At 70.7% G+C, this 22478-nt stretch carries 22 protein-coding genes; 11 read left to right on the plus strand and 11 right to left on the minus strand.

From position 1 onward, the window contains the following. Window positions 1–81: 81 nt before the first annotated feature. The 4 genes from miaB (at window position 82) to AB0J58_RS05940 (ending at window position 3858) form a co-directional block, all read left to right on the plus strand. Window positions 82–1575: a tRNA (N6-isopentenyl adenosine(37)-C2)-methylthiotransferase MiaB gene (gene miaB / locus AB0J58_RS05925; protein ID WP_364210833.1), complete on the plus strand. Its 1494-nt coding sequence runs from the start codon at window positions 82–84 to the stop codon at window positions 1573–1575. Window positions 1576–1901: 326 nt separating this feature from the next. Then, window positions 1902–2441, plus strand: coding sequence for a hypothetical protein (locus tag AB0J58_RS05930; RefSeq protein ID WP_364210836.1), 540 nt, complete (start codon window positions 1902–1904; stop codon window positions 2439–2441). A gap of 113 nt (window positions 2442–2554) precedes the next feature. Next, window positions 2555–3244: a hypothetical protein gene (locus tag AB0J58_RS05935; protein ID WP_364210839.1), complete on the plus strand. Its 690-nt coding sequence runs from the start codon at window positions 2555–2557 to the stop codon at window positions 3242–3244. Window positions 3245–3342: 98 nt separating this feature from the next. Beyond that, a complete protein-coding gene (locus AB0J58_RS05940) occupies window positions 3343–3858 on the plus strand; it encodes a methylated-DNA--[protein]-cysteine S-methyltransferase (protein WP_364210841.1) in 516 nt (171 codons plus the stop codon). Window positions 3859–3894: 36 nt separating this feature from the next. Here AB0J58_RS05940 and AB0J58_RS05945 read toward each other — a convergent pair whose 3' ends face one another. Further along, entirely contained in the window at window positions 3895–4170 is a 276-nt protein-coding gene (locus tag AB0J58_RS05945; protein ID WP_364210844.1) for an antitoxin, read from the minus strand. Between the two features lie 74 nt (window positions 4171–4244). Here AB0J58_RS05945 and miaA point away from each other — a divergent pair, with 74 nt between their 5' ends. The 4 genes from miaA to AB0J58_RS05965 all read left to right on the plus strand — a co-directional run bounded on the left by miaA (window position 4245) and on the right by AB0J58_RS05965 (window position 9541). Continuing rightward, window positions 4245–5150, plus strand: coding sequence for a tRNA (adenosine(37)-N6)-dimethylallyltransferase MiaA (gene miaA, locus AB0J58_RS05950; RefSeq protein WP_364210847.1), 906 nt, complete (start codon window positions 4245–4247; stop codon window positions 5148–5150). A gap of 174 nt (window positions 5151–5324) precedes the next feature. Continuing rightward, the gene (dapF, locus tag AB0J58_RS05955) at window positions 5325–6131 is read left to right on the plus strand and encodes a diaminopimelate epimerase (protein WP_364210850.1); all 807 of its coding nucleotides are present in this window, start codon (window positions 5325–5327) and stop codon (window positions 6129–6131) included. Window positions 6132–6351: 220 nt separating this feature from the next. Then, window positions 6352–8628: a tetratricopeptide repeat protein gene (locus AB0J58_RS05960; RefSeq protein ID WP_364210853.1), complete on the plus strand. Its 2277-nt coding sequence runs from the start codon at window positions 6352–6354 to the stop codon at window positions 8626–8628. 154 nt (window positions 8629–8782) lie between these two features. Then, complete coding sequence (locus AB0J58_RS05965) at window positions 8783–9541, plus strand: SDR family oxidoreductase (protein ID WP_364210856.1); 759 nt, start codon at window positions 8783–8785, stop codon at window positions 9539–9541. Window positions 9542–9615: 74 nt separating this feature from the next. Here the strand turns inward: AB0J58_RS05965 and AB0J58_RS05970 are convergent, their stop codons facing one another. Further along, the gene (locus AB0J58_RS05970; protein ID WP_364210859.1) at window positions 9616–10065 is read right to left on the minus strand and encodes a peptidase inhibitor family I36 protein; all 450 of its coding nucleotides are present in this window, start codon (window positions 10063–10065) and stop codon (window positions 9616–9618) included. Window positions 10066–10361: 296 nt separating this feature from the next. On the opposite strand from AB0J58_RS05970, the gene AB0J58_RS05975 reads away from it, so the two are divergent. Continuing rightward, complete coding sequence (locus AB0J58_RS05975; protein WP_364210862.1) at window positions 10362–11036, plus strand: HNH endonuclease family protein; 675 nt, start codon at window positions 10362–10364, stop codon at window positions 11034–11036. On the opposite strand, the gene AB0J58_RS05980 is transcribed toward AB0J58_RS05975, so the two are convergent. From AB0J58_RS05980 to AB0J58_RS05990, 3 genes are all read right to left on the minus strand, one after another. After that, window positions 11037–11372, minus strand: coding sequence for a PepSY domain-containing protein (locus AB0J58_RS05980; protein ID WP_364210865.1), 336 nt, complete (start codon window positions 11370–11372; stop codon window positions 11037–11039). 252 nt (window positions 11373–11624) lie between these two features. After that, a complete protein-coding gene (locus tag AB0J58_RS05985; protein WP_364210867.1) occupies window positions 11625–12884 on the minus strand; it encodes a HAMP domain-containing sensor histidine kinase in 1260 nt (419 codons plus the stop codon). Then, a complete protein-coding gene (locus AB0J58_RS05990; RefSeq protein WP_343979941.1) occupies window positions 12881–13564 on the minus strand; it encodes a response regulator transcription factor in 684 nt (227 codons plus the stop codon). Before AB0J58_RS05990 ends, AB0J58_RS05985 begins: the two co-directional genes overlap by 4 nt. A 93-nt stretch (window positions 13565–13657) precedes the next feature. Here AB0J58_RS05990 and AB0J58_RS05995 point away from each other — a divergent pair, with 93 nt between their 5' ends. Further along, window positions 13658–14152, plus strand: a complete 495-nt coding sequence (locus tag AB0J58_RS05995) for a hypothetical protein (protein ID WP_364210869.1) — start codon at window positions 13658–13660, stop codon at window positions 14150–14152. Between the two features lie 132 nt (window positions 14153–14284). Here AB0J58_RS05995 and AB0J58_RS06000 read toward each other — a convergent pair whose 3' ends face one another. The 6 genes from AB0J58_RS06000 to aceB form a co-directional block, all read right to left on the minus strand. Continuing rightward, window positions 14285–15055, minus strand: coding sequence for an IclR family transcriptional regulator (locus AB0J58_RS06000; protein ID WP_364210872.1), 771 nt, complete (start codon window positions 15053–15055; stop codon window positions 14285–14287). Between the two features lie 61 nt (window positions 15056–15116). Next, window positions 15117–16364, minus strand: coding sequence for a heterodisulfide reductase-related iron-sulfur binding cluster (locus tag AB0J58_RS06005; RefSeq protein WP_364210875.1), 1248 nt, complete (start codon window positions 16362–16364; stop codon window positions 15117–15119). A 1-nt stretch (window position 16365) separates the two neighbouring features. Continuing rightward, window positions 16366–17604 (minus strand): FAD-binding oxidoreductase, encoded by a 1239-nt coding sequence (locus tag AB0J58_RS06010; RefSeq protein WP_364210878.1) that lies wholly within the window; start codon window positions 17602–17604, stop codon window positions 16366–16368. Beyond that, complete coding sequence (locus tag AB0J58_RS06015) at window positions 17604–19061, minus strand: FAD-linked oxidase C-terminal domain-containing protein (protein ID WP_364210881.1); 1458 nt, start codon at window positions 19059–19061, stop codon at window positions 17604–17606. Before AB0J58_RS06015 ends, AB0J58_RS06010 begins: the two co-directional genes overlap by 1 nt. Before the next feature lie 94 nt (window positions 19062–19155). Next, the gene (locus AB0J58_RS06020; RefSeq protein WP_364210884.1) at window positions 19156–19770 is read right to left on the minus strand and encodes a DUF1016 N-terminal domain-containing protein; all 615 of its coding nucleotides are present in this window, start codon (window positions 19768–19770) and stop codon (window positions 19156–19158) included. Between the two features lie 109 nt (window positions 19771–19879). Next, window positions 19880–21466 (minus strand): malate synthase A, encoded by a 1587-nt coding sequence (aceB, locus tag AB0J58_RS06025; RefSeq protein WP_364210887.1) that lies wholly within the window; start codon window positions 21464–21466, stop codon window positions 19880–19882. A gap of 232 nt (window positions 21467–21698) precedes the next feature. Between aceB and AB0J58_RS06030 the strand changes: the two genes are divergently transcribed. Next, window positions 21699–22388 (plus strand): DUF4097 family beta strand repeat-containing protein, encoded by a 690-nt coding sequence (locus tag AB0J58_RS06030; protein ID WP_364210890.1) that lies wholly within the window; start codon window positions 21699–21701, stop codon window positions 22386–22388. Window positions 22389–22478: the final 90 nt, after the last annotated feature.

Here is a 22478-nt window from a genome sequence, read left to right on the forward strand (position 1 = left end):
GAGTGACCCGCCCGTCACGCCGGGGTCGACGGCTTCCGGGCCGTACTCGAAGGTCCGGCGAGCGCCTACCCTTGTCTTGAGATGACTGCCACCGTGGAGAGCGCCCGCACGTACGAGGTCCGTACCTATGGGTGCCAGATGAACGTGCACGACTCCGAGCGCCTGTCTGGTCTGCTGGAAGACGCCGGATACGTTCCGGCCGCCCAGGGGGAGACGGCCGACGTGGTCGTGTTCAACACCTGTGCCGTACGGGAGAACGCCGACAACAAGCTCTACGGCAATCTCGGGCACCTGCGCCCTTCGAAGATCGGCAATCCCGGCATGCAGATCGCCGTGGGCGGCTGCCTGGCGCAGAAGGACCAGGGAGAGATCGTCCGCAGGGCACCCTGGGTGGACGTGGTGTTCGGCACCCACAACATCGGTTCGCTGCCGGTGCTGCTCGAGCGCGCGCGCGTCCAGCAGGAGGCCCAGGTCGAGATCAAGGAATCCCTGGAGACCTTCCCGAGCACGTTGCCGACCAAGCGCGAGTCCGCCTACGCCGCCTGGGTGTCGGTCTCCGTGGGCTGCAACAACACCTGCACGTTCTGTATCGTGCCCGCCCTGCGCGGCAAGGAGAAGGACCGCCGCCCCGGCGACATCCTCAACGAGGTCCGCACCCTGGTCGACCAGGGCGTGCTGGAGATCACCCTCCTCGGCCAGAACGTCAACACCTACGGTGTGGAGTTCGGAGACAGGCTTGCCTTCGGCAAGCTGCTGCGGGCCTGCGGCGAGATCGAGGGGCTGGAGCGGGTCCGCTTCACCAGCCCGCACCCGGCGGCGTTCACCGACGACGTCATCGTGGCCATGGCCGAGACGCCCAATGTGATGCACCAGCTCCACATGCCGCTGCAGTCGGGATCCGACCGGATCCTCAAGGCGATGCGCCGCTCCTACCGGGCAGAGCGCTACCTCGGCATCATCGAGCGGGTCCGCGCCGCCATGCCCGACGCGGCCATCTCCACGGACATCATCGTGGGCTTCCCCGGCGAGACCGAGGAGGACTTCCAGGGCACCCTCGACGTGGTGCGCGAGTCGCGGTTCGCCAACGCCTTCACCTTCCAGTACTCCATCAGGCCGGGCACCCCTGCCGCCACCATGGACCACCAGATCCCCAAGGAGGTCGTGCAGGAGCGCTACGAGCGACTCGTCGCCCTGCAGACCGAGATCTCCTGGGCGGAGAACAAGAAGCAGGTCGGCCGGACCCTCGACGTGCTGGTGGCCGAGGGCGAGGGCCGCAAGGACGAGGCGACCAGGCGCATGTCGGGGCGGGCCCCGGACAACCGCCTGGTGCACTTCACCCCGGGGGCCGAGGTCCCGCGCCCCGGCGACGTGGTGAGCGCCGAGGTCACCTACGCGGCGCCGCACCACCTGGTGGCCGACGGCCCCGCCCTGAGGCTCCGCCGCACCCGCGCGGGCGATGCCTGGGAGGCCCGCCAGGGCACCCCGGCGGGCTCCGGCTCCGGTGTCATGCTCGGCATGCCCTCGATCGGCCGCCCGGCCCCCCTCCCGGACACCTCGGGCTGCTCCGTCTCCTGAGGTCCCGCGGGAGGCTTCGGGTACGCCTCCGCTGAGTTTTTTTCCGGCTGGATCCTCCCCGGGACGCCCCTTTCGGAGGTGGCCGTCCCGGGGGCGTTCGCTCATGATCGAATAGTTGGAATCCCCTGCGAGAGCGGGGGTTCCGGTGCCGCCGTCTTCTCTGCCAGGGCATATGCCCACGATGACACTACGCGTCCTCTAAGAGACGATATTTCGTGATTCATTTGTGATTGGTGTGCGAGCATTTCCCCGTTGTGGCTACTGTGGTTCGGCACCCTTCGGAAACCGAGGAGGTTTCCCCCCGAGAACCGCAGGGAGTTTTCCCCATGCATGTCCCTCCTTCTCCGGGCAGTCCCGGAGAAACAGAGATCCTCACCGGTCCCGCCGGTGAGCCCGGCAAGCCACGCAGGTCCCGCAGGTCACAGCGGAGAAGCGGCCCGGCCATAGCCGTCTTCTCCGTCCTCGCCGCCGCCCTCCTGGGCGGGGGCGCCGTCTTCGCCTTCGTGAACGGCGACCAGGACGACCCTGGAGCGCCGCCGCCGAAGGCGCCGGAGAGCGCCCAGGAGGCCGCTCGGAATCCCGAGCCCGACCAGAACGCACCGCAGGAGGAGAAGCCGGAGAAGGAGACGGACACCGCCTCCGGCGGCGATGACACCTCCACCGGAGGCACGGGTAGCGACGCGGGCACGGGCGCCGACCGGACGAGCCGGAGCGAGCCGGGAGCCGATTCGGCCGCGGGGAACCCTTCGGCGAACAAGCCGTCGCCACAGCAGAGCGCTCCCCAGAAGCCGCAGGAGGTCCCGGACGACCCCCGCGCCGACGGTGCCACCGGCTACGTGCACCCCCAAGGCCCGAGCGGCGGCTGACAGCCGTACCTCCTCAGTGATGAGCGGGACGCCGGGGCGCGCCGAGAGGATCACCGTGCCCCGGCGCTCTTTTCCGGGGCGGTTCCCCGGGAGGACTCGGTTAGTCTGGCCGGGTGCTTGTCGCCGCGGCCGTGTGCCCGCATCCCCCGCTGCTGCTCCCCGAACTGGCCGGGGCGGCGGCTGTGGAACTCGACGACCTCAGGGCGGCCTGCGCGGCCGCGCTCGGCGCGTTGCGCGATGCCGGCGCCGACACGATCGTGGTGGTCGGCGGCGCGGACCGGACCGCCACGTACGGCGCGGACGCCGCGGGAGGTCTCGCTCCCTGGGGCGTCGACGTGCGAAGCGGCGAGGGGGAGCCCGTCCTGCCGCTGTCGCTGTCGGTCGGCCGCTGGCTCCTCGACCGGGAGCACCTGACCGCCTCGGCGTTCCACGCGATCTCCTTCGACGCGCCCCCGGCGGAGTGCGCGGCCCTGGGCGAGCGGCTGGCGGCCACGGCCGGTCGTGTGGCGATGCTCGTCATGGCCGACGGCTCGGCCTGCCTCACCGAGAAGTCCCCCGGTTATCTGGACTCGCGCGCCGAGCCGTACAACAGGGCGATCGCCCTGGCGCTGGCCCGAGCCGAGATCCCGCCGCTCGACCCCGGAGAGGCCGCCGAACTGTGGGTCGCCGGCCGTGCGGCCCTGCAGGTCCTGGGCGGCTGCGGCGGCACCCTGCGCGGAGAGCTCCTCTATGACGACGCGCCCTACGGCGTCGGCTACTTCGCCGCCCGCTGGACGGAACGGACGGCCCCGCCGACGGACTGACGCGCGAGATGGCAATGAACAGGTGGACCGCAGTGGTCACGGCGACGGACGGGCGCCGGGCCCGAGGTGACGGGGATGCGAGGCCGATGGTGGGAACCGTGGCGTTCGGGAGTGTCGCGACGCAGTTGGGGGACATGGTCGTCGCGGTGACCGAGGAGGGCGTGGTGAACGTGAGCTGGGGTGATCCGGTGGCGTTCAGGACCCGCGCGCTTGAGCGGCTGAGGCTGGACGAGGTGAACGATCCCGGCAGGACGGCCGAGGTGGTCGCCGAGTTGGGCGACTACTACGCGGGCAGGCTGAAGGTCTTCGGCGTGCCGGTGGACTGGCGGCTGACCTCGCCGGTGCAGCGCAGGGTGCTCGGCACACTGTACGAAACGGTGCCGTATGGCAAGGCGGTGACCTACGGAGAGCTGGCGGCCCGGAGCGGGACGGGCGTCCCGGCGCGGGCCATCGGGTCGATCATGGGAGCCAACCCGATCCCTGTCATCGTGCCGTGCCACCGGGTGGTCGCCGGAAACGGCCTCGGCGGGTTCAGCGGGGGCGAGGGCGTGGAGTCGAAGCGGTGGCTGCTGACCCTGGAGGGCTATCTGCAGCCGACGCTCGACTGGGACTGACCGGGATCGGGATCCGCTCCGTCTCGCGGCCGGTGCCTACGGGCCGTAGCGCGGAGGTGTGTCGGGCCGGCCGGTCTGACCGGGATCGGGCGCGGCACCGCCCTGGTCGGTGCCGGGTGTCGTGCCCGGCTGATTGTCGATCTTGTCGGCCATCTCCCTGGCCTTCTGCGCGGCGGTGCTGATCTGCTGGTCGTGCTTCCCTCCGGTCTTCTCCCTGGCGATCTGCTCGGCCTTGTCGATGCCCTTCTTGACGAGCTCCTCGGTCTTGGCATCGCCGCCCAGCATGTTCTTGACCTTGTCGAAGATGGACATGATGTGTCCCCCAATCCCGATGCACGGGATGCATCGCCTCTCCCCCATACCCAGCGGGTTGGCAGAATTACCCCGTGCCTCAGCTACCCGTCATAGCCGTCGTCGGCCCGACCGCCGGCGGAAAGTCCGATCTGGCCGTGGATCTCGCCCTCGAACTGGGGGGCGAGGTGATAAACACCGACTCGATGCAGCTTTACCAAGGCATGGACATCGGGACGGCGAAACTCTCCCTGGGGGAGCGGCGGGGGGTTCCCCACCACCTGCTGGACGTCTGGGAGGTGACCAGAACCGCCAGCGTGGCCGAGTACCAGTCGCTGGTCCGGCCGCTGATCGACAACCTGCGGGCCAAGGAGGTGGTGCCGATCCTGGTGGGCGGGTCCGGGCTGTACGTGCGGGCGGCCCTGGACGACCTGGAGTTCCCCGGTACCGACCCGCGGGTCCGTGCCCTGCTGGAGGCCGAGCTCGACCTGCACGGCCCCGCCCCGCTGTACGAGCGGCTCCGCGAGCGCGATCCCAAGGCGGCCGAGACGATCCTGCCGAGCAACGGCCGCAGGATCGTCCGCGCACTGGAGGTCATCGAGATCTCCGGGCGGCCGTTCTCGGCCACGATGCCGTCGTACGACGCCGTCTACGACAGCGTTCAGCTGGGGGTGGAGGTGCCGAGGGCGGTGCTGGACGCCCGGGTCGAGGCGCGGGTCGAGCGCATGTGGCGGGCCGGGCTGGTGGACGAGGTCAGGGAACTCGCCGCGCATGGGCTCGCCGAAGGCCGTACGGCCAGTCGCGCCCTCGGGTACGCGCAGGTGCTGCGCTTCCTCGGCGGTGAGTGCACCGAGGAGGAGGCGAAGGAGGAGACGGTACGGGCGACGCGCAGGTTCGTCCGCCGTCAGGAGTCGTGGTTCCGCCGCGACCCCCGGGTGATCTGGCTCCCCCAGCAGGAACCCGACCTGCTGGGACGGGCGCTCGCCGCGATTCGCGGCTGACCGCTCTGACCTTCCCGGCCGGGCGGGACCGGGAACCGCACCGAACCGCACCGAACCGGCCCGACCCGCTCTGCGCGCCGGTCGGCGATCCGGCGGTTCCCAGGCCGATGTGCCGGAGGACGGGGCCGTTCCCCGGGGCGACGGGGCGGACACGGGCCTGGATAGAGTTGGGACATGCGATTCGCGAAGGGGCACGGCACCGAGAACGACTTCGTCATCCTTCCCGACCCGGACGGTGAGCTGGAGTTGTCCGCGACACTCGTGGCGGCGGTGTGCGACCGGCGTGCCGGGATCGGCGCGGACGGCGTGCTACGGGTGACGCGGACGAAGCTCAGCCCGGAGGTGTCCGGCCAGGCCGGCGAGGCCGAATGGTTCATGGACTACCGCAATGCCGACGGCGGCATCGCCGAGATGTGCGGCAACGGGGTGCGGGTCTTCGCCCGTTACCTGGTCGACGAGGGGCTCGCCGCGCCCGGGGAGTTCGGCGTCGCGACACGCGGGGGGATCAGGCGCGTACGGCTGGCGGAGACGGGTGACGTGACCGTCGACATGGGGCCGCCCCGGGTGCTGGGGTCGAGCCGCGCGATCGTCGCGGGCCACGAGTACGAAGGCGTCCACGTCGACATGGGAAACCCCCACCTGGCCTGCGTCATCGGCGACCCGGTGGCCCAGCTCGACCTGAGCCACCAGCCCGCGTTCGACCCCGAGGTGTTCCCCTCCGGGGTCAACATCGAGCTGCTCAATCCGGTGGGTCCGCGCCGGGTCGTCATGCGGGTCTTCGAACGCGGGTCCGGTGAGACGCGCTCCTGCGGCACCGGCGCGGTCGCCTCGGCCGTGGCCGCCGCGCGACTGGCCGGTGAGACCAGTGGCACCTGGGCGGTCGAGGTGCTCGGCGGCACCGTCACCGTCACCCTGGACGAGCGGACCAGCTACCTGGCGGGGCCCGCCGTCCTGGTCGCGTCCGGCGAGATCACGCTCTGACCCGCGGCACCGTCGCGGGCGCGCCGGGTCCGGTGAGACCAGGCCCCGAACGGGACGAGCGGGTCCTTCGCGACCCGTGCGGCACCGTCCCGGGTGTGCCGGGTCCGGCGCGGTCACGCTCCGAGCCGTGCGGGCGGGAGCCGTAACGCCGCCCCTCTGGACCGTGCGGGATCGCCAAGTCGTTTGGGGCATGCTTCCCGACCTGGCAGACTGACGTCTCATGGACGTGGACATCTGGGCCTGGGTGGGCGACACCCAGCGGCAACTGCACGAAGCAGGTAACACCGGTCTGGCTATGGTGATCGGAGATGTGCCCGCGCAGGCGCTGGAAGGCCGATACGCGCAGCTCGACGTGCTCGCGCCCGCGATCGCGCAGCAGGCGGAGAACCTGCAGATGCCCTGGCTGGAGTTCTACGCCCGCTACTGGCATCTGATCGGCCGTATCGGCGACCGCGCGCAGGGGGCGGTCGCGATCGCCGACGCCGAGGCACTGGTCGAGTTCACCAGGCGCGAGGACGTCCGCGAATGCCCGGCCGCGCCCGGTGCCGTCGTGGCGCTGGCCCTCGCCCAGGCGAACGCCGACGGCCCCGGTTACGCCGCCGAACGGCTGGCCGCACTCTCGGCACTGGAGGTCGAGCCCGGTTCGCTGGCCTTCGCCTCCGTCGCCGAGCACTATGTCGCGGCGCTCCTCGACGCGGGGCGTGTCGAGGAGGCCGTCTCCCACGCGGAGACCGCCGTGGCGGCGCTGGGCGGCGCGGGCCGTGAGGCGAGCTGGGAGCTGGGGGCGGCCTCGGCCCGCGCGCTGCTCGCCGCGGGCCGCGCCGAGGACGCGCTCACCGCGCTCGACGCCGCGGCCGGTTTCAAGCCGGACGACCCGGTGGCCAAGGGGTATCGCGAGGGAGTGCTCCGTGCGCTCGTGCTCGCGACCCTCGATCGCGTGCAGGAGTCCGTCGACGCCCTGCCCGATCTCGACGTGGTCGGCGAGCACCCCCGCGCCTGGGTGGAGTGGTCGTACGCCGTTCGCGCGCTCGCCGGGTCGGCGCAGATCACCAACACCTGGCAGCTGGGCCGGGTGCTCAAGCAGTGGATCGACTACTTCGCGATGATGGGCGGCTACCGCGCCCGGGTGGAACTGGCGCTCGTCGCGGGGCAACTGGCGGTCGCCCGTCAGGGAATCTGGCAGGCGCGTCTGCTGGCCGACCTGGCGGAGTCGGCGGCGGGAGAGCTCAGGAACTCAGGTGACGTCGCCGAGCGGATCGCCGCGCTGCGTGCCGCGGCCGACGAGGCCACCGCGCCTCCCACCTCGGTCCCCGAGGACGAGCTGGTCGGCTCCTTCGACGCCGCCGACGGTTTCAACGCCGACCCGGAGCGCTGGGTGGGCTGGCTGGCCCCGCTGTCCGGCCGCGACGTGGAGGCCACCCGGCGCCACACCACCACGCTGGGCTTCCTCGGCTACCCGGCGAGGGGGGCCGACATCTACTGGACCATGCTGGTCGAGTCCGGCGACATCGAGAACGCCGACCCGCAGGACTCCGCGTACCTCAGCAGCCTGCTGATCGAGGCTCGTCAGGACGAGCGTCTGGAGCAGATGGCCGAGCGGCTGCCCGCCGCACAGCGCCACATGGCCCTGGGACGTCTGCACACCGCGCGGGAGCGCTGGGAGCAGGCGGCGGCCGAGGGAGAGGCGGCGGTCGCCGCCGGCGGCGGTATCGACGCGGCCAGGCTGTGGTCGGCCGCGGTGCAGCAGCTCGGCGACAACGCCAAGGGCGCGGGCATCCTGCGCGATCTCCTCGACTCCGAGGAGATCGAGCAGCAGGACCTGTGGAGAATGGTCGTCATGGCGACGGCCGCCGAAGACTGGGAGACCGTCCGGCTGGGTGCCGCCAGGATCGGGATTCCGCTGCAGTCGAGCGAGGGGCCGATCGAGGAGGAGATGGGCCTGGTGCGCATCATCCTCCCCGCCCCCGACGGCAGCCAGCGTCAGGTGCTGAGCGTGCGCACGGGCCCCGCGACGGCGCGCCTGGCCATTCCCCAGCCTCCCGGCATGGAGTACAACGCCGGTGACCTGGTCGTCTTCGAGCCGCAGTTGCTGGAGCCGATTCCGGAGAACGCCGAGGAGCAGGAGAAGTTCGTCCCGCCCTTCGCCGCGGTGAGCATGCTCCGCCCCGGTGGTTACACCAGCTGGTTCTTCGACGGTGCCGCGCCCAGTCAGGCCGACTGGACGGAGTTCAACGAGGTCATGGCCGAGCGCGGCTGGCCGATGTGGGTCTACAGCGACGACAACTACACCGTGACCCACCCGACCACGGGTGAGCCGCTGCCCGGCGTGTTCGGCTGGATCGCGGTCCCGCCGGACATCAGCCCGGTCGAGGTCGACGCGCTCCTGGACGACGCCACCGAGCGCTGGGTGCACCCGCTGGCCTGGCTCGACCTGGCCAAGGCCGTCGATGTCGAGGTGGAGCGGCACGAGCGGATCACCAAGGAGTACGGACTGTAGGACGGGTCGCCGCGGGTCGCTCCCGAAGCCCCGGCGCCGCTCGGAGCCTTGAGCCAGGAAAACCGCACCGCCCGTGAGGGAGACCCCTCACGGGCGGTTCTTTTCCTGGTCATTAGGATCTGATTCGGCATGTGGGGTGGACTGGGAGGATCAAATGCTGGACCGATTCCGGCTGGACGGCAAGGTCGCGATTGTCACCGGCGCGTCCTCGGGGCTCGGCGTCGCGTTCGCCAGGGGCCTGGCCGAGGCGGGGGCGGACATCGTGATCGGCGCTCGCAGGAAGGACCGCCTTGAGGAGACCCGCGCCCTGGTCGAGGAGACCGGCAGACGGTGCGTGGCCCTCGTCACCGACGTGGCGAAGCCAGAGGACTGCCAGGCCCTGGCCGAAGCCGGGGTCGCCGAACTGGGTGCGGTGGACATCCTGATCAACAACGCGGGGGTGGGCACCGCGGTCCCGGCGCTGAGGGAGACGCCCGAGCAGTTCCGGCAGGTGGTGGAGATCAACCTGTACGGCACCTACTGGATGGCGCAGGCCTGCGCCAGGGTGATGAAGCCCGGCTCCTCGATCGTCAATGTCGGTAGCATCCTGGGCGAGACGACCGCCGGGCTGCCGCAGGCCGCCTACAGCGCGTCCAAGGCGGGGGTCGTCGGCCTCACCCGTGACCTCGCCCAGCAGTGGACGGGACGTCGCGGTATCCGGGTCAACTGCGTCGAGCCGGGTTTCTTCGCCTCGGAGATGACCGATCAGTACGCGGAGGACTACATGGCCTGGCAGCTTGAGCACCGGGTGCTGATGAACCGTCCCGGAGATCCGGCCGAACTCGTCGCGGCGGCGATCTTCCTCGCCTCGGACGCCGCCTCGTACGTCACCGGTGCGGTGATCCCGGTCGACGGCGGGATCCTGATCACCTGACCGGGACGGTCGCGGATACCTTCTCCCCGAGGCCCGGACGGGCGGGCGCGCGGGGAGAAGAAAGGGGGGCGGGGTCAGTAGCGCCAGTCGACGGCGTCGACGCTGTCATTGGTCTCGGGGGGCTCTTCGAAGGAGTAGCCCGGATACAGCGTGCGCTCCTCACCCTCGTAGTCGATCAGCAGGACGTAGTAGCCGGTGTTGTTGATCCATGACGAGACGTTGTTCGCGGCGGTGGAGGAACCGCCCACGCCACCCGGCATCGGCACGTTGTTCAGATCGGTCGGGTAGCCCGCGGGGATGCTGTATCCCGGCCCGTTGAAGCCGTGGTCGCGGTAGAGACAGAGGCTGTTGAAGGGGCAGCTCGCGTTCTCCGCGAGCTGGACCACTCTCGGCGGCAGGTTGGAGGCCTGCTGCGCGGCCGCCGCGGTGGAGCCGGTAGAGGCCAGGAGCAGGGCGGCCGCGGTGCTGAACAGTCCTGTCGCGGCCCGTGCGAGGTGGGGATGACGCGATGAGATCTCACCCATGCGAATCCTCTTCGTGGTTTTTCGCTCACCCATTGTGAGCGCTCTTGGCCATTAGAGCACCGTTACTTTACGTAGTCGATAGTCGCGTTGAGTAAAAATTTCGAGGCGTGCTTCCGATGGGACGGTGGTCGCAATGTATTTGTGCAGGTCAGATGTGAGACGTGGTTAAGGTGCGGATTGACGCACCGAAAAGCCTCCCGGTCTCCCACAGACCGCTTGAGGCTTTTAGGATTGAAGGAGGTATCTGGAATAATTTGCCGCTTCAGAGGTAGTGAACGCGCGGGAGAGGTGGCATAGTGCGGGCTGCGCTGGCACGAGGGATGGTCATCGCGACGATCGCGTTCACGGTGGTGGGCTGCGGCCCGATCCCGGGCGGTCTGGACGACGGTACGAAGTCCTCCGGCGGCGGGCAGTCCGCGCCCGAGGCGCTCCAGGACCTGAAGAAGCTCGAGGTCAAGGGCCGCGCCTCGATGACCGGTTTCGACCGTGACGAGTTCGGGCCCGCGTGGTCGGACGTCGACAAGAACGGCTGTGACACCCGCAACGACATTCTCATCCGCGACCTGAAGGATGTGACCTTCAAGGAGGGCGGCAAGAAGTGCATCGTCCAGTCCGGCGTTCTCGACGACCCCTACAGTGGCAAGACCATCAAGTTCGAGCGTGGGACACGGACCAGTTCGGCGGTGCAGATCGACCACGTGATCGCGCTCGCCGATGCCTGGCAGAAGGGCGCCCAAGCGTGGACCGAGACCAAACGCAAGGAACTGGCCAACGACCCGCTGAACCTGCTGGCCGTCGACGGGCCGCTGAACAGCCAGAAGGGCGCCGGTGACGCGGCGACCTGGCTCCCGCCGCGCCACGCTTACCGATGCCCCTACGTCGAGCGCCAGATCAAGGTGAAGGTCAAGTACGGCCTGTGGGTGACCTCCGCGGAGAAGGACGCCATGCAGGCCGTACTCAAGGCCTGCTGATCAGTCGTCGTACTCGCGCTTCAACTTGATGATCTTTCCTGTCCTCGCCGACACGTAGACGTCGTACTCCCAGGCGCCCTTGCGCAGCTCGATCTTCCAGGCGCGCTGGCCGTGCTCCCACTCGCGCTCGACCTTGGTCACCCGCGCGCCGGGGACGCGCTTCTTGGCGATCTGCACGGCCTTGCGAGCGGAGATGTCCGCCGCGGTCGTGTCGGCGGCGGCGGTGATGATCGCCGTGCTGCCCGTCTGGTGCGCGGCGAGGGCGACGCCGCTCCCAGCGGTCAGCAGGGCGGCGGTTGCGAGGGTTCCGACGGTGATTCTGGTGATTCGCTTCATGGGTCAAGATTTGCGGAGATTTTGATAGGGGCATGCTAAGAGATCGTTAAGCGAGGGAAACCGGTTTTCGGATCTCCCCCTGGGCGGGCCGGATCGGGCTTCCCGGCTGCCAGGAATGTCCCCCGAGCCGTTCCCCGAACGCGGCCGGACGCCGGTGGAGGACCCGGTGCTCGTGCGCGACGAGCCCCGCCGGAAAGGGGGGAACGCCTCCGCGGCGACCCGCTGAGCCTCTCAGGCGGAGGCCGAGGATCCTCAGGACGTGGCGGCGGGCAGGAACAGGATCACGCCCGCCCCGCCCGCGGCAGAGGTCCGCAGGGACAGCGAGCCACCCGCCGACTCGGCGGTGCGGCGGGCGATGTCGAGGCCGAGGCCGGTCGACCCGGCCCCGCTCTCACCGCGCTGCAGCGGGTCGGAGGTGGCGAAGCCGGGGCCTGCGTCGGCGACGGTCAGCAGCACGCCGCCCTCGGCCGGCTCCAACCGTACGGAGAAGGAGACCCCCTCGGGCGTGTGCGCGAACACGTTGCCGAGCAGCGCGTCCACGCAGGCGGCCAGCTCGTCCGCGGGGACGGCGACCGGCAACGGGCCGGGGGCCAGGTCGAGGGTGAAGTGCCGCGCCTGATCCTCGGCGAGCACCGACCAGAACGCGACCCGGGCCGCGGTCACCGCCGCCGCGTCGCACTCGGCCCGGTCCCGCACCCGCCGTCTGGCCTCGTTGATCACCGAGGTGACGGCGCGTTCCAGGGCGTCCACCCGGGCCTCGATCCTGGCCGACTCCTCCGGGTCGGTCAGGGACTCGGCCTCCAGCCTCAGCCCGGTCAGCGGGGTGCGCAGCCGGTGTGACAGGTCGGCGGCGCTCTCCCGCTCCTCCGCCAGCAGGCCGGTGATGCGCTCGGCCAGATGGTTGAGGGCGATGCCGACCGCGTGCACCTCGACAGGGCCGTCGGGCACGGTTCTGGCGGACAGGTCGCCCGCGGCGAGCCGGTGTGAGACCCCCGCCAGCGCGGTGATCGGCCTGATCACCGCGCGGGCCAGCCGGTCGCCGACCAGCACGCCCAGCCCGACCAGGGCCAGGCCGAGCGCCGCCAGTCCGGCCCAGACCTGGGGCACCCCCCTGGTCAGCCGGTCGTCGTCCAGGAACACCCGGACCACCGCGGTGCCCCCGGGCGCCCCCTGGACCGAGACCAGGATCTCCCTGCCGCCGGGGGCGGCGGCGGTGACGCTGCGACCGAGGAAGGCCAGCTCCACAGCGGTGGAGCGCGGGGCCGGGGCACCGATCAGCCGGCCGTCGGAGAGGAAGACGGTGACCGGGTGCGAGGTCTGTTCCGTGGTGAGCCGCAGGGTCTCGGCGTCCACGGCGCCGACCGCGACGGCCACCGACTCGGCCTCGCTCTCGGCCTCGCTGACCGCCCCGCTCACCGCCACCGTGCGGACCAGGAGCGCCAGCGGGACCATCAGCGCGATCAGTACCAGGGAGGTGGTCGCCGCGACCAGCAGGGTCAGCCAGCGCCTCATGCCGGGGCGGCCAGTCGCACGCCGACGCCCCGGACGGTCTGCAGGTAGCGGGGCTCCTGGGAGGTCTCGCCCAGCTTGCGGCGGAGCCACGACAGGTGGACGTCCACGGTCTTGTCGGCTCCGCCGTAGGGGATCTGCCAGACGTGGGTGAGCAGTTCCCGCTTGGTGACCACCTCGCCGGGGCGGGCGGCCAGGTAGTGGAGCAGGTCGAACTCCCGGGGACTCAGATCCAGCGGCGCCCCGTCCAGGGTCGCCTCCCGGGTACGCGGGTCGATCCGCAGGCCCCCGACGGTGACCGAGCTGTCGGCGCGGTTCTCGCCGGCCACCCGCCGGAGCACCGCCCGGATCCGGGCGTCGAGCTGGGTCGCGCTGAACGGCTTGACCACGTAGTCGTCGGCGCCCGCGTCCAGCAATCTGACCATCTCCGCGTCCCCGTCCCGCGCGGTCGCCACGATCACCGGGACCCGGCTCACCGCCCGGAGCATCCGAAGGAGGTCCAGCCCGTCCATGTCGGGCAGGCCGAGATCGAGCACCACCAGGTCGGGGCGTTCCTCAACGGCCAGCCGGAGGCCGTCGAGAGCGGCGGGAGCGGACGACACGGCGTGACCGCGGTCGCGCAGGCCCCGGGTGAGGGAGGTGCGGATCGCGGCGTCGTCCTCGATGAGCAGTACGTTCGACATTTGCCGCCACGTTAGCCTCCTTCCGCACCACGTCAAAAGCGGGTTATCGGCCCCTTAACCTTGCCTTATCGTTTCAGGTGGCACAGTGAACGCATGCGCAAGCGTCTTCCCCTGGTCGTGGCCGGATGGCTGGTCACCGGACTCCTCGCGACCGGAGCGGGGGTGGCGGTGATCGACCATATCAGCGAGCCGCTGACGACCGCCGGGCTCCGGCCTCTCTCCGCGGCCGAGGTCGACGAGGCTCTCGTCCTCGCCTCGTCGCTTCCCGGCGCTCCCTCCACCGCTCCGACGGCGGTGGGCGGGGCCGGGAACACCCCGAGCCCCGCTCCGACGGCTTCCGCCACACCCGCCGCGGACACCGGCAAGAGCCGGGTGATCGCCACGGCGGGCGGGAGGGTGATCGCCCGATGTGAGAACGGCCTGGTCACGCTCCGCTCGTGGAGCCCGGCCCAGGGCTTCCAGGTCGACGACGTCGAGCGCGGACCCGACGCCCGGGCCCGTGTCGAGTTCGAGTCGGAGGAGACCGAGGTCAAGGTCGAGGTGCACTGCTCGGCCGACGGACTGCCCGTCCACCGCGTCCACACCTGATCGGCCGAGTCGGGGAGCCCCCGCCCCGCGTGGAGCGACATGCCGCCCCCGTGTGCCGAGTCGCCGGTTGCTTCACCAGCCATGATCCGGAAGCGGTCGCCTCCCGTCACGCCCGCTCGGGGGACGAGCGGCTCACGCCGTGCCGTCCGCCTGGGCTGACGTGGCCGGACCCAGTTCGGCGCCGAAGTCGCGCGCGATCCTGCGCATCCCCTCGGTGAGGTCCCGCCGGTCGAGCGCGGAGATCCGCTCGGCGGGCCCGGAGACCGACAGCGCGGCGACGGTCCGCGCCCCGTCGTGTACGCCCACCGCCAGGCAGTGCACGCCGATCTCCTCCTCGCCCAGGTCCATCGCGTACCCGTGCTCGCGCACCCGCTCAAGCTCGGCGAGCATCCCCTGCAGGTCGGTGATCGTGTTGGCGGTCCGCCGGGGCATGCCGGTGCGCTTGACCAGCGACGCCACCTCGGTGTCCGGCCGGTCGGCCATCAGCACCTTTCCCACCGCCGTGCTGTGCGGCAGCACCCGCCTGCCGACCTCGGCGAACATCCGCAGCCGCCGCGGCGAGAGCGCCTGGGCGACGTAGACCACGAAGTCCCCCTCCAGCACCGCCAGGTTGGCCGTCTCGCCCCACAGTTCGACCATCTTCGTCAGGTGGGGCTGCGCCCACACGCCGACCATGCGATCGGCCACCCCGCCGAGCCGTACCAGCGCGCCGCCCAGGGCGTAGCGGCGGTCGGACTCCTGGCGCACGTAGCCCCGCGCGAGCAGGGTGCGCAGCAGTCGGTGGATCGTCCCGTAGGGCAGGCCGGTCCTGGTCGCGATCTCGGAGAGCCCCGCCTCCCCGCCTTGCTCGGCCAGCGCCTCCAGCACGTCCAGTGCCCGGTCGACCGACTGCACAGCGCTCATGTGACCTCCTCGCCGGGCGACCCCGGATCCTTGCCTGTCCCGTGGCCGCCGGACGGCTCGCTCACGGCACCTCCGTGAGCCCGCGCAGCGAGGCGTCGAGGACCTGGGCGGTGTGCGCCACGGGGATGGGCGCGTCTCCCCGGCGGCGGATCGCCGAGGCGATCTGCATGGTGCAGCCGGGGTTGGCCGAGACCAGCAGGTCGGCGCCGGTGGCCAGCACCCGCTCCGCCTTGCGGTCACCGAGATCCCTGGCGGCCTGGGGCTGGAACAGGTTATAGGTTCCCGCGGAGCCGCAGCAGATCGCCGACTCGGCGATCTCCTTCAGCACCAGGCCGGGCACGCCTTCCAGGAGCCTGCGGGGCTCGGACCTTATCCCCTGCGCGTGGGCCAGGTGGCAGGCATCGTGGTAGGCCACGGTGAGCGGCAACGGGTGCCGTTCGGCCACCGGCCCGAGCGCGGCGAGGTACTCGGCCAGGTCGGCGACTCTGATCGCCCGTGCCCTGTCGGCCCACCCGCCTCCCTCGGCTTCGAGGATCTCCGCGTAGTCCTTCATCGTCGATCCGCAGCCGGCGGCGTTGACCACGATCGTGTCGACGCCCGCCCGCTCGAAGGTGGAGATCGTCCGCTTCGCGAATCGCAGAGCCTGCCTCTCCTGGCCCGAGTGCAGTGACAACGCCCCGCAGCAGCCCTGCGACGGCGGGATCACCACGTCGCAGCCCTCCATCGCGAGCACCCGGGCCGTGGCCGCGTTCACCTGCGGGAAGAACTCGCCCTGCACGCAACCGGTGAGCATCCCGACCGTCGCCCTGCGCGGCCCCCGCGCCGGGAGCACGCGCGGCAACTCCTCCCTGGCGGCGGCCGGGGGAGCGAGGTCGGCCATCGCGGCCAGGGACGGGTTGATCCGCTCCAGCCTCGGGGCGATCGCGCGGCGCAGTCCGGCACTGAGCCGCAGCGGCAGCCGCATCGCCCGTAGTCGCCGGGGGTAGGGGAACAGCTGGAAGACCAGCGCCCGCAGCGCCCGGTCATCGGGCTTCCGTACGTGTACCTGCTCCACCTCGGCGCGGGTCTGCTCGATCAGCCGGTCGTACCTCACCCCGGACGGGCAGGCGGACACGCACGACATGCACCCCAGGCACGCGTCGAAGTGCCCGGCCATCTCAGGTGTCAGCGGTGTGCCCTCGACGTGCTGCTTCATCAGATGGATACGGCCGCGGGGGGAGTCCATCTCCTCGCCCCACAGGACGTATGTCGGGCATGAGGGCAGGCAGAAGCCGCAGTGCACACAGTCATTGATCAGCTTCGGGTCCATGTCAGATCCCTCCCGCGAACCGGCCGGGGGACATCCTCCGGTCGGGGTCGAACCGTTCCTTGATCCGCCGCATCAGCGGCAGCGCGCCCGACGGGCCCCAGCGATCCACCCGGCGGGCGACCTCGGAAGGTGCGGTGAGCACGGTCAGTCCGCCGCCGAGCCTGCGGAGGTCGTCGCGCAGGCCCGTCACGAACTCGGCGAAGGCCGCCTCGTCGACGTCCGCGGGCAGGGCGACCCGCAGGACCGCCGAGGCCACCGAACCGCGTACCCGCGCGGGCAGCCCGCGCGCGGCGACCGCCCGCAGTGCCAGGTGCGCGGCGGCGGGCGGGACCCGCAACTCCAGCAGTACGTCCGCACCGGGCGGTACCGCCCACCAGGTGGGCGCCTCCGCGGTGATCAGTGCGCTCCCGTACCCGTCCATGAGCCGGCGCACGGTCTCCGCCCGGGCGCCTGCGGCCACCCCCTCGACGAGCGCGGACATGGTGGGCGGGCCCAGCAGGTCCGGCCAGTCCAGCTCGATCGCGCTCGGCTCGGCCAGAGCGGCCGCGAGCGCGGTGACCAGCTCGGCCGTTCCGTGGCCGGCGCCGGCCAGGGAAGCCGGCTCCACGGTGATCCAGCGGCGGTCGGCCGGGATCGGGTGGAGACGGAAGGTGGCCTCCGTGATGACACCGAGCGTGCCGTACGAACCGGTGAAGAGCTTGCCCAGGTCGTAGCCCGCGACGTTCTTGACGACGCTGCCGCCCGAGGAGGCGATCGTGCCGTCGGCCAGCACGACCGTGATGCCGATCAGCAGGTCGCGGGCGGTGCCGTAGCGGAACCTGCGGGGGCCGGCGACCGCGGTGGCGAGCGTGCCGCCGACCGTGCCGGCGCGCGGGGCGCCGTCCAGGGCCAGTTCCTGCCCGAACCGCGAGAGCGTGGAGTCGAGGACGTCGAGGGAGAGCCCGGCGCTGACCCGCGCCACGAGGTCGCCGGCGGAGTGCTCGACCGCCGATCCGTTGCCGAGGAGCAGGCGGCGGGTGTCGATCAGCAGGTCACACCGCTCGGGGGGATTTCCCCAGCCCAGCTTCGTGCCGCCTCCTGCCGGGACCACGGCCAGGTCGTGCGCGGCCGAGACACGCATCAGCGCGGCGACCTCATCGGTGTTCTCGGGCAGGGCCACCCAGCGGGGGAGGACCCCACCCGCTGTCCTGTCGGGGGTCGCCGGGCGGACCGTCACACCCGTCTCGTGCAGTGCCTCCATCAGAAGTGCTCCGCCTGTCCGGACGCGACCAGCGGGTGCACGCCCTTGCGGACCCCGGGGACCTCGCCGCACAGCCGCGGGGTCGGGAAGATCTTGCCCGGGTTCGACAGGCCGCGGGGGTCGAAGGCGCAGCGCACCAACTGCATGGTGTCGAGGTCGTCGTCCGAGAACATTTTTGGCATATATCGGGATTTGTCCACTCCGACGCCGTGCTCACCGGTGATGGAACCGCCGTGCTCGATGCACAGGTCGAGGATCCTTCCCGAGACGATCTCCGCCCGCTCGCCCGCGCCCGGCTCCGCGTCGTCGAACAGCACCAGCGGGTGCAGGTTGCCGTCACCGGCGTGGAAGACGTTCGCGACCCTGATCCCGTACTCGCGGGAGAGCCCGTCGATCCTCGCCAGCACCTCGGGCAGCGCGGTCCGCGGCACGACGCCGTCCTGGACGATGTAGGCGGGGCTGATCCGGCCCACCGCGGCGAACGCCGACTTGCGGCCCCGCCAGATGGCCGCCCGCTCCACCGGGTCGTCGGCGACCCGTATCTCGAACGCGCCGTTCTCCCGGCAGATCCGCGTCACCTCGCCGAACTGGTGCGCGACCTCCTCCGCCGGGCCGTCCAGCTCCACGATGAGCACCGCGCCGGCCCCCTCGGGGTAGGCGCACGCCACGGCCGCCTCGGCCGCCTCGACGGCCAGGGCGTCCATCATCTCGATCGCGGCCGGCACGATGCCGCCGCCGATGATCGCCGAGACCGCCCGCCCGCCCCGCTCGATGTCCTCGAACGCCGCCAGCAGCGTCGTCACGGCCTCCGGAAGCCGGCTCAGCCGTACGACGACCTTGGTCGCGATGCCGAGCGTGCCCTCCGAGCCGACGAACGCGCCCAGCAGGTCGTAGCCGGGATCGACATCGGTGAGTTCGACGATGTCGCCGTCGGGGGTGACGATCTCCAGGCCGACCACGTGGTTGACCGTGAAGCCGTACTTCAGGCAGTGCGCGCCGCCCGAGTTCTCCGCCACGTTGCCGCCGATCGTGCAGACCTGCTGGCTGGAGGGGTCGGGGGCGTAGTAGTAGCCCAGGTCGCGGACGGCCTCGGTGATCGCCAGATTGGTGACCCCCGGCTCCACGGTCGCCCGCCGGTTCGGCACGTCGACGGAGAGGATCCGCCGCATCTTCGAGGTCACCACCAGCACCCCGTCGCTCCTGGGCAGAGCCCCGCCGGACAGACCCGTCCCGGCGCCCCTGGCCACGAACGGCAGACCGTACTCGTTGCAGATCCGCACCACGGCCGCGATCTGCTCGGCGCTCTCCGGAAGCACCACGACGCCGGGAGTGGCTCGGTGGTGGGTCAGCCCGTCACATTCGTAGGTGCGCAGCCGTACGGGGTCGGTGATCACCGACCCGGGGCCGAGGAGTTCCTCGAACCTGCGGGCCGACTCGTCCAGTGTCTTTGTCGGCATCGTTCCTCCTGCGATGTGACCGAGGGCCCGGCGACGACAGGGACGCCGTTGCTGTCGCCCACCGGCCTACATCAGCCGATTAACGACATAACCCTCATCTTGCATTCTCGCTCAGTGCGGGGGCGCCGGCGTTTCTACCGTGTCTGGGGCCCTCGTCCAGCAGGCCGGCGAACTCCCGTTGGGCGGACCGGCAGTCGGGGACCGGCGAGGTACGGGCGGGGCCTGGCGGGGAGTGGCGGATGCGGAGGTGGAGCCGGCCTTTGATCATCGTGATCAGGACGCCCCTGGCCCACCCCTCGTCCGCGGTCTTGCGCGCGTAGAACTCCCTCGTCGCCCGGTTGTCCAGCATGTCCAGCAGGACGATGTGGTGGCCCCACGGGATCGGCCGCCCGGTCTGTGGGACGGAGTCCGGCCAGGCCGCCGCGAACGCCCTCATGTAGAGGAGGTTGGTCCGCGAGTAGCCCATGGCCTCGGGGAAGGCGCCGCGCAGGTCGATCGAGAGCCGGGGCACCGCCTTCCTGCCCCAGTCATCGTCCGTCTGCCGTTCGAGGATGTGGCGGCCGATCCGCCAGTACTGCCGGATCAGCTCGGCATCGGTGGTGAGCAGGGCCACCCGTCCCCGGCTGCCGGTGATCTCGCGCTTGACGGCGTCGAGCAGCGAACCGTAGTCGCCCCGACCGGCTTCCTCGCCGTTCCTGTCATCACTCATGCACGCAAAGTATCCACTCGGCCCGGCCTCCGCATCCGCCGCCGGTGACCGCCTGGAGTGAGGAATCCTCGTCAGGGGATGAGGATTCCTCACCGTCGGGCCGGTCATGTCATGGCATACGCGCATAGGCAGGGAGAGTAAGGAACTCCGCGAAGTCGTCGTCCAGGGCGACCTCCTTGAACAGCGCGGTCGCCTGGTCGTAGAGGGCCTCGTCGTATCCGGGCTCTTCCTTGATCTTGGCGAGCTCCTCGTCGATGATCTGCTCGACCAGTTCCCTGGTCACCAGGGCGCCGGTGTCGGCGAGCTTGATGTCGTTGTGGATCCACTGCCAGATCTGGGAACGGGAGATCTCGGCGGTCGCCGCGTCCTCCATCAGGTTGTGGATCGCGACCGCGCCCAGCCCGCCCATCCAGGCGGCCAGGTAGCGCAGTGCCACGTCCACGTTGTTGCGCAGCCCCGCCTCGGTGATGTCGCCGGGAGTCTTGGCGACCGCGAGCAGGTCGGCGGCGGAGACGGAGACGTCCTCGCGCAGGCGGTCGAGCTGGTTCGGCCGCGATCCGAGGACGGCGTCGAAGACCTCGCGGCAGATCGGCACCAGGTCGGGGTGGGCGACCCACGAACCGTCGAAGCCGTCGCCGGACTCGCGGGTCTTGTCGGCGGTGACCTTCTCCAGGGCGATCTTGTTGACCTCGGGGTCGCGGCGGGAGGGGATGAACGCGGCCATCCCGCCGATGGCGTGGGCCCCGCGCCGGTGGCAGGTGCTGACCAGGAGCTCGGTGTAGGCGCGCATGAACGGGGCGGTCATCGTCACCGCGTTCCGCTCGGGCAGCAGGAACTCGCGGCCGCGGGTGCGGAACTTCTTGATCACGCTGAAGAGGTAGTCCCAGCGGCCCGCGTTGAGGCCGGCGGAGTGGTCGCGGAGCTCGTAGAGGATCTCCTCCATCTCGAACGCGGCCGGGTAGGTCTCGATGAGCACCGTCGCCCGGATCGTGCCCTGGGCGATGTCGAGCAGTTCCTGGGCCCTGACGAAGACGTCGTTCCAGAGGCGGGCCTCCAGGTGCGACTCCATCTTCGGCAGGTAGAAGTACGGGCCCTTGCCCTTGGCGATCTGCCGCTGAGCCGAGTGGAAGAAGTAGAGCCCGAAGTCGACGAGGGAGGCGGAGAACGGCGTCCCGTCGAGGGTGAGGTGCTTCTCCTCCAGGTGCCATCCGCGGGGGCGGACCACGATGGTGGCCAGCTCGGAGTCGGGCTTGAGGGTGTAGCTCTTCTCCCCGACGGAGAAGTCGATGGTCCGGTCAAGCGCGTCGCGGAGATTGAGCTGGCCGTTGACGGTGTTTTCCCAGGTGGGGGCGTTGGCGTCTTCGAAGTCGGCCAGCCAGACCTTGGCGCCGGAGTTCAGTGCGTTGATCGTCATCTTCCGGTCGACCGGGCCGGTGATCTCCACGCGGCGGTCCTCCAGACCGGGCGCGGGCGGGGCGACGTGCCACTCGGACTCGCGCACGTGCCTGGTCTCGGGCAGGAAGTCGAGGGTGCCGCCCGCGGACAGCTCCGCCTGACGGTCCTGGCGGGCCTGGAGCAGTTCCAGGCGCCGGTCGTTGAACTCGCGCTGGAGGGTGGCCACGAAGGCCAGTGCCTCCGGCGTGAGGATCTCGTCAAAGCGGTCCTGGCCGGGGCCACTGATCTCAACGCCGTCCATGAGCCCTCTTTCCGTATCGTGGAAAATCGTTTCTGAACTGTGGAATAGACGCTACTTGACGGCCGGTTCCCGGTCAAAGGCAGGGTCCCCCTCAGGGCTCGCTCGGGGAATTCCCCGATGATCCGGGGGATGTAGTGGGAGACAGTTGGATCAGCGCCTCCCGGTAGAGGGAGAGGACGGACAAGTCATGAATGGGAAGTGGAGACTTCCCGGAAAGTCGAGGATCGGGCGCATGAAGAGGAACACGATCGTCGCCGGTGGGCTGTTGGGGGCGGTTTTCATGCTCTCGGGATGCGAGTTCGCCCTGGACTTCCGCGACCGGCAGCAGGACGTCGTCTCCTACGACGTCACCGGCAGGGTGACGGCCCTGGACGTCGCCACTGGCTCGGGCGACATCGTGGTCACCGAGTCGGACCGGCAGGCCGTCCACGTGACCGAGACCATCCACTGGCGCGGCGGCGACAGGCCCACCACCGAGCACCCGGTGGACGGTGGCACGCTCACCCTGCGGCACCGCTGTGACGGGCCGAGCTGCTCGGTCGACTACAAGGTCGAGATCCCGCCTGGTCTGACGGCCAAGCTCGACACCGGTTCCGGCACCATCACGCTGCGCGGGCTGACCGGGGGAGTACACGCCGAGAGCGGCTCCGGCGACGTCGAGGCGGGAAACCTGGGGTCCAAGCAGTTCACCGCCGACACCGGCTCCGGCGAGGTCGAGGCGAAATTCACGGTCATGCCCGAGAGGGTGGAGATCGAGACCGGTTCCGGCGACGTGGCCGCCTACCTTCCCAAGGGCAGCTACGACGTGACCACCGAGACCGGTTCCGGCGACGAGACCGTGGAGGTGGTCAGGGACCCCTCGGCGCCGCACAAGATCACGCTGAGGACCGGTTCCGGCGACGCCCGGGTCCTGCTCTCCTGAACCGGGCACCGACCCCGGCACCGCGCCGCTCGGCGGACGGAGCGGTGATAACCAGGTGATGACGGAGCGGTTCCCGTGGCACCATCGGGG

This window comes from Streptosporangium sp. NPDC049644 (assembly GCF_040675205.1).
Taxonomy (GTDB): domain Bacteria; phylum Actinomycetota; class Actinomycetes; order Streptosporangiales; family Streptosporangiaceae; genus Streptosporangium; species Streptosporangium fukuiense.

Bases quoted from the DNA above. Each gene is read 5' to 3' on its own strand.
- AB0J58_RS05990 (WP_343979941.1), bottom strand. From the start codon at position 13,564: ATGTCGAACGTACTGCTCATCGAGGACGACGCCGCGATCCGCACCTCC.
- AB0J58_RS05945 (WP_364210844.1), bottom strand. From the start codon at position 4,170: ATGTCCATCTTCGACAAGGTCAAGAACATGCTGGGCGGCGATGCCAAG.
- AB0J58_RS06015 (WP_364210881.1), bottom strand. From the start codon at position 19,061: ATGCCGACAAAGACACTGGACGAGTCGGCCCGCAGGTTCGAGGAACTC.
- dapF (WP_364210850.1), top strand. From the start codon at position 5,325: ATGCGATTCGCGAAGGGGCACGGCACCGAGAACGACTTCGTCATCCTT.
- AB0J58_RS05970 (WP_364210859.1), bottom strand. From the start codon at position 10,065: ATGGGTGAGATCTCATCGCGTCATCCCCACCTCGCACGGGCCGCGACA.
- AB0J58_RS05985 (WP_364210867.1), bottom strand. From the start codon at position 12,884: ATGAGGCGCTGGCTGACCCTGCTGGTCGCGGCGACCACCTCCCTGGTA.
- AB0J58_RS05960 (WP_364210853.1), top strand. From the start codon at position 6,352: ATGGACGTGGACATCTGGGCCTGGGTGGGCGACACCCAGCGGCAACTG.
- AB0J58_RS05930 (WP_364210836.1), top strand. From the start codon at position 1,902: ATGCATGTCCCTCCTTCTCCGGGCAGTCCCGGAGAAACAGAGATCCTC.
- aceB (WP_364210887.1), bottom strand. From the start codon at position 21,466: ATGGACGGCGTTGAGATCAGTGGCCCCGGCCAGGACCGCTTTGACGAG.
- AB0J58_RS06000 (WP_364210872.1), bottom strand. From the start codon at position 15,055: ATGAGCGCTGTGCAGTCGGTCGACCGGGCACTGGACGTGCTGGAGGCG.
- AB0J58_RS05965 (WP_364210856.1), top strand. From the start codon at position 8,783: ATGCTGGACCGATTCCGGCTGGACGGCAAGGTCGCGATTGTCACCGGC.
- AB0J58_RS06020 (WP_364210884.1), bottom strand. From the start codon at position 19,770: ATGAGTGATGACAGGAACGGCGAGGAAGCCGGTCGGGGCGACTACGGT.
- AB0J58_RS06010 (WP_364210878.1), bottom strand. From the start codon at position 17,604: ATGGAGGCACTGCACGAGACGGGTGTGACGGTCCGCCCGGCGACCCCC.
- AB0J58_RS05980 (WP_364210865.1), bottom strand. From the start codon at position 11,372: ATGAAGCGAATCACCAGAATCACCGTCGGAACCCTCGCAACCGCCGCC.
- miaB (WP_364210833.1), top strand. From the start codon at position 82: ATGACTGCCACCGTGGAGAGCGCCCGCACGTACGAGGTCCGTACCTAT.
- AB0J58_RS06030 (WP_364210890.1), top strand. From the start codon at position 21,699: ATGAAGAGGAACACGATCGTCGCCGGTGGGCTGTTGGGGGCGGTTTTC.
- AB0J58_RS06005 (WP_364210875.1), bottom strand. From the start codon at position 16,364: ATGGACCCGAAGCTGATCAATGACTGTGTGCACTGCGGCTTCTGCCTG.
- AB0J58_RS05995 (WP_364210869.1), top strand. From the start codon at position 13,658: ATGCGCAAGCGTCTTCCCCTGGTCGTGGCCGGATGGCTGGTCACCGGA.